Origin of the sequence: Microbacterium xanthum, assembly GCF_034531355.1 — a bacterium.
In the GTDB taxonomy this organism is placed as follows: domain Bacteria; phylum Actinomycetota; class Actinomycetes; order Actinomycetales; family Microbacteriaceae; genus Microbacterium; species Microbacterium xanthum.
Genome location: NZ_JAWHUE010000005.1, coordinates 23973 through 33292, shown reverse-complemented (window position 1 = coordinate 33292; position 9320 = coordinate 23973). Strand labels below are relative to the sequence as shown.

The 9320-nt window shown below is 67.6% G+C and carries 9 protein-coding genes; 1 reads left to right on the top strand and 8 read right to left on the bottom strand.

Translation table 11 applies throughout. The features are described 5' to 3' along the window. From RZO50_RS14685 to RZO50_RS14650, 8 genes are all read right to left on the bottom strand, one after another. A partial coding sequence (locus RZO50_RS14685; RefSeq protein ID WP_322600493.1) for a DUF4913 domain-containing protein occupies positions 1–592 on the bottom strand: 592 nt, incomplete at its 3' end. Next, on the bottom strand, positions 592–2394 hold the full coding sequence (locus RZO50_RS14680; RefSeq protein ID WP_322600492.1) for a type IV secretory system conjugative DNA transfer family protein: 1803 nt from the start codon (positions 2392–2394) through the stop codon (positions 592–594). The genes RZO50_RS14685 and RZO50_RS14680, both read right to left, overlap by 1 nt. Then, positions 2394–4034 carry an ATP/GTP-binding protein gene (locus RZO50_RS14675; protein ID WP_322600491.1) on the bottom strand — a complete coding sequence of 547 codons (1641 nt, stop codon included), beginning with the start codon at positions 4032–4034 and terminating at the stop codon, positions 2394–2396. The genes RZO50_RS14680 and RZO50_RS14675 overlap by 1 nt, the downstream gene beginning before the upstream one ends. Beyond that, a complete protein-coding gene (locus RZO50_RS14670) occupies positions 4034–5545 on the bottom strand; it encodes an SCO6880 family protein (RefSeq protein WP_322600490.1) in 1512 nt (503 codons plus the stop codon). Before RZO50_RS14670 ends, RZO50_RS14675 begins: the two co-directional genes overlap by 1 nt. Beyond that, positions 5545–7116 (bottom strand): hypothetical protein, encoded by a 1572-nt coding sequence (locus tag RZO50_RS14665; protein ID WP_322600489.1) that lies wholly within the window; start codon positions 7114–7116, stop codon positions 5545–5547. Before RZO50_RS14665 ends, RZO50_RS14670 begins: the two co-directional genes overlap by 1 nt. Before the next feature lie 58 nt (positions 7117–7174). Continuing rightward, entirely contained in the window at positions 7175–7927 is a 753-nt protein-coding gene (locus RZO50_RS14660; RefSeq protein ID WP_322600488.1) for a hypothetical protein, read from the bottom strand. Positions 7928–7940: 13 nt separating this feature from the next. After that, on the bottom strand, positions 7941–8243 hold the full coding sequence (locus RZO50_RS14655) for a hypothetical protein (protein ID WP_322600487.1): 303 nt from the start codon (positions 8241–8243) through the stop codon (positions 7941–7943). Between the two features lie 11 nt (positions 8244–8254). Continuing rightward, the gene (locus RZO50_RS14650) at positions 8255–8863 is read right to left on the bottom strand and encodes a DUF6668 family protein (protein WP_322600486.1); all 609 of its coding nucleotides are present in this window, start codon (positions 8861–8863) and stop codon (positions 8255–8257) included. 44 nt (positions 8864–8907) lie between these two features. On the opposite strand from RZO50_RS14650, the gene RZO50_RS14645 reads away from it, so the two are divergent. After that, positions 8908–9267 (top strand): helix-turn-helix domain-containing protein, encoded by a 360-nt coding sequence (locus tag RZO50_RS14645; protein ID WP_322600485.1) that lies wholly within the window; start codon positions 8908–8910, stop codon positions 9265–9267. The last annotated feature ends 53 nt before the right edge of the window (positions 9268–9320 follow it).

Sequence of the window (9320 nt, the reverse complement as noted above, 5' to 3'; positions counted from 1 at the left end):
AGGGCCCTGACGGGCTGAGCAGAATCGACATGTGGTGTTCGGCGTGGTCGCGATACCAGACGCTCATCCCGGTCTGGGGGTCGAGGCGGAGGTGCTCCCACGCGCGCCACAGCGCATCCAGGCGTGACACCACCTCGGGGTAGCGCCACCAGTCCCGAGCCCATGCGGCTTTGTTGCCGCCGTCGACGCGACGTCGATAGTTGGGCAGCAGGAAGCCGCGCACGAACTCGTCGACGGAACCGAAGTAGAGCGCAGGCTCTTCCTCCGCGGCATCGTCGAGCTGCGCGATCACAGCGGTCACCTCATGGCGTGCGGCGGTGGCCGCTTGCGCGTGCAGCTCGACGACCACGGAGGGGTCGAGAGCGTCAACGACTGCCTGCGCGATCTCGGCGTCGACGGCTTTCTGTACGGCCCCGCGTACGGCCTTTTCGACGGCGGGGCCGGCGAGGGATCGAGCCAGTTCGGAGATGCTCACTCCGAATACTCGTCCGGGTTCTCGCTCCTCGAGCTCGTTGGTGTCGGTGTTGTCGACGTCTAAGGGTTCGGCCTCGGTACCGGGCTCGTCCTCGATATCCTCGTTGCCCCAGCTCATCAGGCGGCCTCCCGTTCGTTCTCGGCACGTTCCACAGCTCGCATGGACTCCTGAGCTTCGCTGATCGTCCGCTGCGCCGCCGGGTCGTGCGCGGCGATCGAGGCCTTCACCTTCTCGGCGTGCGGGCCGGTCATCCACGGTTGCGTACGGATCAGCGTCGGGCGGTTGCCCGACGACAGCACCACGGCGCGACCCTTCGGCATCGCCGACAGGTCCGCGACGTCCAGGATGCGCTCACGGTGGAGCTGTTGGTTGACGCTGCGCCCACCGCGACCGGACGACACCGACGACGCCTGACGGTCATAGTCACCGATCAGCTTGGACAGCGATTCAAGGAACGCTTCTTCGGCCACACCGCCGCCGTAGACCTTGACGTTGGAGGCGGACCAGAGCTTGCGCATGCCCGACTCGCCCCACACGTCGATGCCCTGTGACCACGACTGCAGAATGGTCATCAGAACGATGCCGCGCGAGCCGTAGTGGCTGTAGAGGTTCGGCAGCTCACGCCACCGGCACACGTTCGCCGCCTCGTCGAGCACCCCGAGTAGGGGCATCGCGAGACGGCCACCGGGGGATGCCGCGGCAATCTCCTCCGCGGCCTCGACGACGGCCACGGTCAGCGCCGTCACGAGCGGGCCGGCGGTTCCGCGGCCTTCCTTGGACAGCGAATAGAGTGTGCCGCCGTCGCGCACGAAGGACGCGGGGTCGAACTGAGTCCGACTGTCGGAGGCCGACAGCGAATTCACCCACGACGCCACCTGACGGTTGGTGAGGCACGACGCCATTTGCTGCGCCGTGCCGTAGATACCGCCGCGCTGCTTCTCGGGAGCGTTGATGACACCGCGCACCTGGTCGGAGGTGAGCGTGTACCCGTGCTCGTGGAGGATGCGCGCAGGGGCCTCTTCCGAGGGCTGCGTGAGCCAGGTGTAGACGTCGGTGATCGGTCGACCGTCGAGCGCCGCGGCGAGCAGGAGCCCCGCGAGGAGATCCTGCCCGGCGGGGTCGAAGTAGGCATCGGTCTTGGCTCCGGGATCGCGGGAGCCGGAGGCGAAGTGGTCGGCCAGTTTGGCTGCTTTCACCTCGTCGGTGACGTAGCTGAGCGGGTTCCACCACCACGACGGATTCTCGAGCGCGATCCCCTGAGGATCGAACACCCACACCGGGCCGGCCTCCGCGCGCACGTCGCGGGTGGCATCCACCACGTCGCGCTTGTTCGATGTGACGAGCACCCCGCCGGGGGCGTCGAGGATCGCTGGCACCGCGCGGGAGGTGGTCTTCCCCGTACGCGGCCCCCAAATGTCAATGTGCATGTCCTCCCAGGTGCCCCACAGTGGCATCCCGCCCACGGTCTTCCCGATCGGTACGCCGAGCACCGGCTTGCCGTCGACGCCGGTCACGCCGAGACGCTCGGCCGACGCCACCGCGTTCTGTCGGCTCAGGCCGGCGACGTCCTTGCCGCGGCCCATGTACGAGCTGGCGCGGTCGACGCGGGTCCGACCCTTCCGGTATCGGACAATGCCGACGATCGCGAGGACCGCCAGGGCGAGCAGGACAGCGCCGAAGACGGCGATGATCCACGTCGCGGATGCCGGCCACGCCACTCGCCCGAGGATGAGTCCGAGGGTGAGCGCGAACGGGTCGGACGGCAGCTCGGCCGCGGTGCCGTCGAGCTGCGCACCCAGGCGCACCGCAACGTTGGTGAGGATGAGCCCCCCAACGACCACGACGATGAGCACGAGCAGCATCAGCGTCTCGGCTCCGAAGCCGCCCGGATCGCGGCGACGGTTGTTGGAGGTGCTCATCAGACCGGCTCCCTCTCGCGTTCCTCGTGCTCCTCCACCAGCTCCTCCACCGCGCGCACGGCACGGCGGGCGGTGCGGGATCGTTCGTACCACCGCTGGTTCGTGTCGCGGATGGAGCGCTCAGCCTCCGTGAGCGTCACCTGTACCGGGATGCCCGGTCGGGTGCCGACCTTCACGAGGAACTTGCCGCGGCCGGGAGGGTCAACCTCGCGGCCCGTGGCGGCATCCCACGCGGGCGGGTCTTGCCACCCGGTCAGAAGCTCTTGCTCGGCTTCGGAGAACGGGATGACCGTCGTGAGCTCCGGCATTTCGGTGTATGGCAGACCGCCGCACATGACCATGCCGGCACGCTCCACGAAGCCCTTCGCCTTCAAACGGTCCTCCTCCGGGAGCGCGCTCAGGTCGGCCATCGTGTGCGAAATCATTGCCGTGCCGACACCCACCTGGCGGTTGAGTCGGGTGAGGAAGTCCACGCGGTCGACGATGCCGTTACCGGCCCGCAGGGCACGCCACAGCTCGTCCATGATGACGAAGTAGTGCCGACGCGGTTCCAGGCCGGCGTCCGCGAGGACGTTCGCGATGTTTACCGTGGCGAACCCGTTCGACCAGCACGCCAGCAGCGTCGCGGCTCGCAAGTCGCCCTCCGCCTCACCGATCGCGGAAATGTCATAGACCACGGGGCGGTCGAGCGCCATCGGGTTCGTCGTGTGGTGAGAGAACACCCCACCGAGACGACCCGAGCCGTTTGCCAGGGCGAGCAACGACGCTTCGAGGCCGCGCGTAATCTCCTGGTATCTGTTGAAGTCGCCACGGTCAACGGCCACCTGGCGCAGCTCTTCCGGGCCTCCCTGCACGACGCGCAGCAGATCGCCCAGCACCGGGACGCCCTCCATCTTCCGATCGAGCACGCGGAGGGCTTGGTCGATGATCGACTCCTCGACGTCGGAGGGCTGCGCCTTCCGCTGGATCGTCAGCAGAGACGACACCATCGCCAGGCGGCGACCGTGGGCGTCTTCCAGTACCTCGTTCGCCTCCTTCTGGAAGCCGGCTTCAATGAGGCGCTGAGCGGCCTCTTTCGCCTCGCCGGGGTCAAGCACGTTGAGGTATCCGCGTCCGCGTCCGAGGGTGATGACCTGACCGCCAAGCGCGCGAATGACTTCCACGTAGTCCGGGCGCAGATCGCCCAGCACGAGTGGCTGCACACCGTAGCCGGCGAGGCCGGTCGCCATGCGCGCGACTGCCGTCGACTTGCCGAGCCCTGGCTTACCGAGGACGAACAGGGACGGGTTGCTGATGAGCTTCGCCCGCTGGAACCACGAAATGGGGTCGGCGCACAGCGTCGCGCCCGTGTGAATGTGACGGCCCAGCGGGACGCCCACCATCGGCGTACCGGCGCCGATCGCGTACGGCCACAGGCCGCACGCCTGCACCGTCGTGCCGCGCCACTCCGGGACGGGTTGCAAGTAGGTCGACATGCCGCCGCCGGGGCCGCTCCACCCGCGAGCGGTGAGCGACCCACCCGCCGCCGAAGCGCCCGATTGGGTGTTTGTTTGTCCGGTACGGACGAAGATCAGCGCACCCACGACGACCAGCACCAGCAGCCCGCCCAGGGCGAGCAGCGCGATCAGATCAGGGCTCATCAGACACGCTCCCTCAGCGCCGCGGGGACCGACACGTGCTTGGTCAGCACGAGCCCGAGGGGCAGCGCAGCGGCAAACGCGCTGTCCTGTGATCCGTACACCGGGCGAAGGCGAAGGCGAGCCGTCGCCCCGAGGTTGTCGACCGCAGCGCGAGCGTCGGCCTCCTTGCTCGGGTCGATGACGGTCGCCGTCACGAGGATGCCGAAGTTCACCAGGCCCGCGCCGGATGCCTCTTCCGACTCCGTGGCCTGCGCCGAGCGCAGCGCGAGCGAGTCGCGCGCCGCTGGCTTGCGGCTCGACGTGGCCTTGAACTCCGCAGCTCGCACGTCAGCCTGCACGAGCGCCGCTGCGCGACCGGGGTCGATCGGCTTGTAGAGCAGCGTTACGCGCTTGCGCGCAATGTCCCGGTGTGGCGCAAGCAGACGTGCCAACACACCGGACTGGACCAGACCGCGAGGAGCCTGGGTCATCTGCCAGGTGACCGACGTTGCCGAGTCGTGCCGGTAGCTGTCCCAGTTGGCCTGAGCAGCCGTGGGACCGACGTCGGCCCAGTGCAGATCGGGCACCTCGCCGTTGGCGTGGGCGTCGTCGATCAGCGTCGCCGCAGCCGGGTCATACGCGACGAGGATCGTCTCGCACAGCTCTTGAGCGGACAGCGGGTGCGCCGCTCCCGCGCCGGTCGCTTGCAGCGTCGCGGTGAGGCCAGGAAGGCGAGCGGCCAGCTCGCGCCCCATGTCCTGTGGGCTGCGCGGCTTCGCACCCTTGCGGGGTGCCGCCGCGAACGTGAGCGCGACGTACGCCTTCACTGTCGACGAGCCGGCGGGGTAGTTCATGACCACCTCCCCGAGCATCGCCTTAGCGAAGTCCGGAGCATCCGGGTCGGTGTTCGTCTCCACCTCGCGGCGCAGCCGGCGACCCGAGTCCGGGGCCGTCTCGACCGTGACCTGAGCTGCCTCCATTCCGGGCTCATCCCCCAGGTTGCGGAGCCAGTGACCCCAGTCGGCGACCCAGAGGTCGACCTGTTCCTGGTCGACCAGCGCCGCGCCGTCAGGCTCAGTCCCGATCACGATCGAATACGTCTTCGCGTGGGGGTTGTAGATCATCGCGAACGGGCGAGCGTAACTGTCCTCGTGCTCCGAGAGCCGGGACTGAGCCGCCAGGCCCGGAAGCTGGTTCGTACCCCATTCCGAACGCCCCAGAGGGCCGGAACAGTACACGTTCGCCTTGCGCCGCTTCGTCGACGACCACGCCGCACGGTTCGCCGCGCGCGAGAGCACGCTACGACCGTCCGCGTCACGGATCGTCAGCAGCAGGATCAGACCACCGAACACCGCAGCGGTCACGAATGCCTGAATGATCCCGGTCGTCATCAGCACGACGATCACGATCAGCAACGCAATGAACATCAGGCCCGTGCCGACGGTGCCGAGCCCGAGAAGACCGGGCGAGGTCGGTTGACGCCAGTTCCCGTAGGTGCGCACGGCCCTACGGCTTGTCTCAGCAGTCGCCATCAGCTCCCGCTCCCTTCACCCTCACCTGTCGCTTGTTCACCAACGCTGCGAGCGGCCCCCGTCGCCGCCTGCCCTGCCTGCTTGGCAGCGCCGACAGCCGCTCCCGCGGCTGCGCCCCACGGGCCGGCTGCAGCGCCACCGGAAGCACCCGCCGCAGCCCCACCACCGGCAGCAGCTCCACCCGCAGCGGCGCCCCCGCCCGCAGACGTGGCGGCAGCGCCAGTACCGCCTCCGGCGGCACCGGAGGATGCCGCAGCGCCCGTCGTACCGCCGCCACCAGTTGCGCTCGACGCCTGCGCAGCTCGCGGGGCGGACTGCCCGCCACCGTTGGCCCCCGACGCAACCGTGGAGCCCGTCGACCCCGCCGAGCCGGTCGAACCTGAACCGGCCGACGAGCCGCCGCCGGAACCGGTCGCCAAGCGACCCATCGAAGCCGCACCGGTAGGAAGGGCGGCGAGAGCGGCAACACCCAGCGCCCCGCCGGCACCCGCAGACATAGCCCCCACCATTGGGGTGACGAACCGCATCAGGGCCGGCAGCGCGAACAGTGCCAGCACCATGAGGATCAACCCGGTCAGCACGGCAATGAAACCCGACCCGTCATCCTGGAAAACGTTCGTTCCCGCGAGCTGGAAGGCGGCGGCGTAGACGATCGCCGCCGCCGGCTTGTAGAGGATGAACGCGACCAGCCACGCGACATTCTTCTTGAACCAGCTCTTACCCATTTCGGTGTTGGTGGCCGCCGCCGACAGAGGCAGGATGCCCGTCAGAATGACGAGCATGCCGCCACGAGCGATCATCAACACGATTTGGAAGGCGGTCGCGAGGATCGCGATCAGCCCCAAGATGATGATGAGCAGAGCGCCGAGCCCACCCGTCGCGGGGTTTGTTGTCAGGGCGAGCAGGGTCGCGATGTTGGTCCCGAAGCACGCCGAGTCGGTCCCCACGTCGCAGTTCAGCGCCCCGTCGAGAATCCAGACGGAGAACGAGTCGAACGCCGATACCAGCAAGCCGACAATCGTCACACCGGCACCCGCGACAACGATCAGAGTCAGCAGACTCTTGACCGTCTCCTTGCCCGGCTCCGCCCGTTGTTCCCACGCCATCCGAACCCCGCCGATGATGACCGACACGACCGCAGCCGCTCCCATGTACCACCACAGCGACGACTGCAGAAACAGAACCGTGCCACCCGCGCCCTGCGGCCCGCTCGGGAGAAGCCCCGTGACGAGCGCTGTTGCACCGCTGATAAGGAATATCGCGCCGAGCACGATCCCCAGTCGGCCCGCGGCCTGGAACCCCTCACCATTCCGCATCCGCGTTGCGATAAGCGCCCCAAGAAGGATGATCGAGATAGCTGCGACCACGATCGCAATCCACGTCACCCATCCGAGCACCTGAACGATGCCGTCCGAGTTCGGAGCCGTGGTGCCCGCGGCGATCGACGAGCCGCCTCCGTTTCCCGTGAGGTTGGGCGTACCGACGTTAACCCACAGCGTGCCGAGGGATGCGACCGCCTTCCCGACGCCTTCAAGGACCGCGTTCGCCATGTTCTCGATGGCGTCGCCCACCGCGCTATCGACGGCATCGCCTACACAGGCGAGTGGATCGGTGATACCGCAAGCCAAGTCATGCCCCCCAGGCGATGTATCCCGACGTGTCGGGGATCGTGGCGAAGTCGAACGGGTTGGCCACGTTGGCGTTGATCTTCCAGTCCCCGTCCTCCCAAATCAGCTCGTAGACCGTAGATGCTGTGATGGTCGTTCCCTCCGAGGAGCCGCGCACAGCGAGGTCGACGCGCGCCGTGTCGCCGTCGTAGGAAAGCATGCGGAAGCCGACTAGTTGCAGGCGAACGCCTGACGAGTCGGTGTTTCCGCCCACCTCAGAGAGGAGCGCTTCCCGATAGGCCCCCTCGCTTAATGCGTAGTCGATCCACGGCTGCACGAGCGCGCTGTCGGCCGGGACCGCAAGGGCGGTCGCAGCCGCAAAGAGAGCCCCCTGCGGTGAGTGCTGGAAACACATCGGGTAGCCCTCCGACCCGGTGCCGGCTGGTCCGAACTCAGGAGAGGTCGGGTACGCCACCGTACGAACGAACGCCCATTCGGCGGCAGGAGCCGTTGTCACCGTCCCGGACAGCTCGACACCTTCCAGGCCACAGATGCTCGCGCCGCCCGCGATCCCGGAAGGCTCCGGGGAGGGGGCGGCGCTGTTGGTGGCACTGGACGACGGGTCGGGAGCCGGCGGCGCGGCATCATCGTCTCGGTTCAGGTTCAGAACCGTCAGAACGATCGCGGCCACGATGATCGCAGCCACAACCACAGCCCCGACAATGAAGCCGGGGCGAGTAAACGGGCGCTGCTGCGTGTCGTCGTCCTCAGCCATCACGGCTCCTTCCTCAGGCCCCGGCGAGGATGCCGACCAGAGCGGCACCACCACCGATCACGATCGCTCCGGCCATCGGCCACAGGATCTTCGGCAGAGCGTCGTGACCCTCACCCCGGCGGAAGCTGACAGAGATGAGGATGCCGCCGACGATGATCGCGCCGCCGACCACGACGTAACCGACCCACTTCAGCCACGCCAGGATCGTCGTGACGCCTTCGGTGCCCGGAGGCTGTACGGGGTCCGGGTCAGGGATGACGCCGGCGATGTTCACGGCGCTGTCGACCGCCGCGTGGAACACGTCGAGAACGGGCATGCTGTTGCCTTTCAGTTCAGGGTGCCGGCGGCACCAAGGATTGCGGTCAGCTCATCGACGAGACGCTGAGCTTCGCGCGGAGAAGATGAGAGAGCCGGCGGCTCTCCCACACGCCATGCATCAACCCACGGCACCGACCAGGTGCGCGGGACACCGCCGCTAACGACCTGCATAAGTTCGCGTAGCGAACGGGGCAGCCGCCCAGGAGCGTCAGCCATGACCACCAGGCCCAGTACCTCGACAGACGGGACGAGGCCCGCCGCCCACTGGCGCATCGCGGCCTGCGCTGCACGCAACCCGCGCGTATCTGATCGGGCCACGAGAACCGTCGGTGCCGGTGACGCGGAAGCGGTGCGTGGCCACGAATGGCCCGCCGCCTGCGAGCCGGGCAAGAGCGCCGCAAGTGTGGACTCTCCGGCGCCACCGTGCGCACCCACCCACCACAGGGCAGCCGTGGTGCTGCGGTCATAGATCGGAAGCTGGTCGACGCGATCCGGTGCGGGGATTCCCCGTTGTGGAGCCACCGGCCCGAATGTCTTGGGGACGTCCGCGATCGGCGCCGCCTCTGTGGCCGGCGGCGTCGTCGGCCGCGAAAGCCACGGGTTGAACGGGTCGCTCAAGATTCCCCCCTCGAATGCGATTTGTCCATCTTGCGTGAGGGTGGGTGAATCGGCAACGATTGGGCCGTATCGCTACATTAGGGTCTTTTAATCTACTAACGAGTCGTAATGTCGCTATTCTGGCCGGAACCAGAGAGGACGCGGCCGTGCCCGACGCCATTGACTCCCTATTTGAACAAGACCCCCCGACACTGAGCGCAGCCGTGGTTGCGGATCGGCTCGGGACGACACCCAAGACCGTATACGGATGGCTGCGCGACGGCTTAATACCGGGATACAGGGTGGGAACAACCTGGTTCATCCTTCGGGAAGAGCTGAAGGAAACCCTGAGGCGAAGTGCCAATGTTCCTCGCGGAACCGGCCCCGAAATCGTGCTTCGGACGGAGCCCCCGGAAGGCGAGTGACATGAAGAAGATCGGGACAGTCGCTAGCGTGATCGCCGCTGCCGCTGTGCTCG

Bases quoted from the DNA above. Each gene is read 5' to 3' on its own strand.
- RZO50_RS14680 (WP_322600492.1), bottom strand. From the start codon at position 2,394: ATGAGCACCTCCAACAACCGTCGCCGCGATCCGGGCGGCTTCGGAGCC.
- RZO50_RS14675 (WP_322600491.1), bottom strand. From the start codon at position 4,034: ATGAGCCCTGATCTGATCGCGCTGCTCGCCCTGGGCGGGCTGCTGGTG.
- RZO50_RS14670 (WP_322600490.1), bottom strand. From the start codon at position 5,545: ATGGCGACTGCTGAGACAAGCCGTAGGGCCGTGCGCACCTACGGGAAC.
- RZO50_RS14660 (WP_322600488.1), bottom strand. From the start codon at position 7,927: ATGGCTGAGGACGACGACACGCAGCAGCGCCCGTTTACTCGCCCCGGC.
- RZO50_RS14655 (WP_322600487.1), bottom strand. From the start codon at position 8,243: ATGCCCGTTCTCGACGTGTTCCACGCGGCGGTCGACAGCGCCGTGAAC.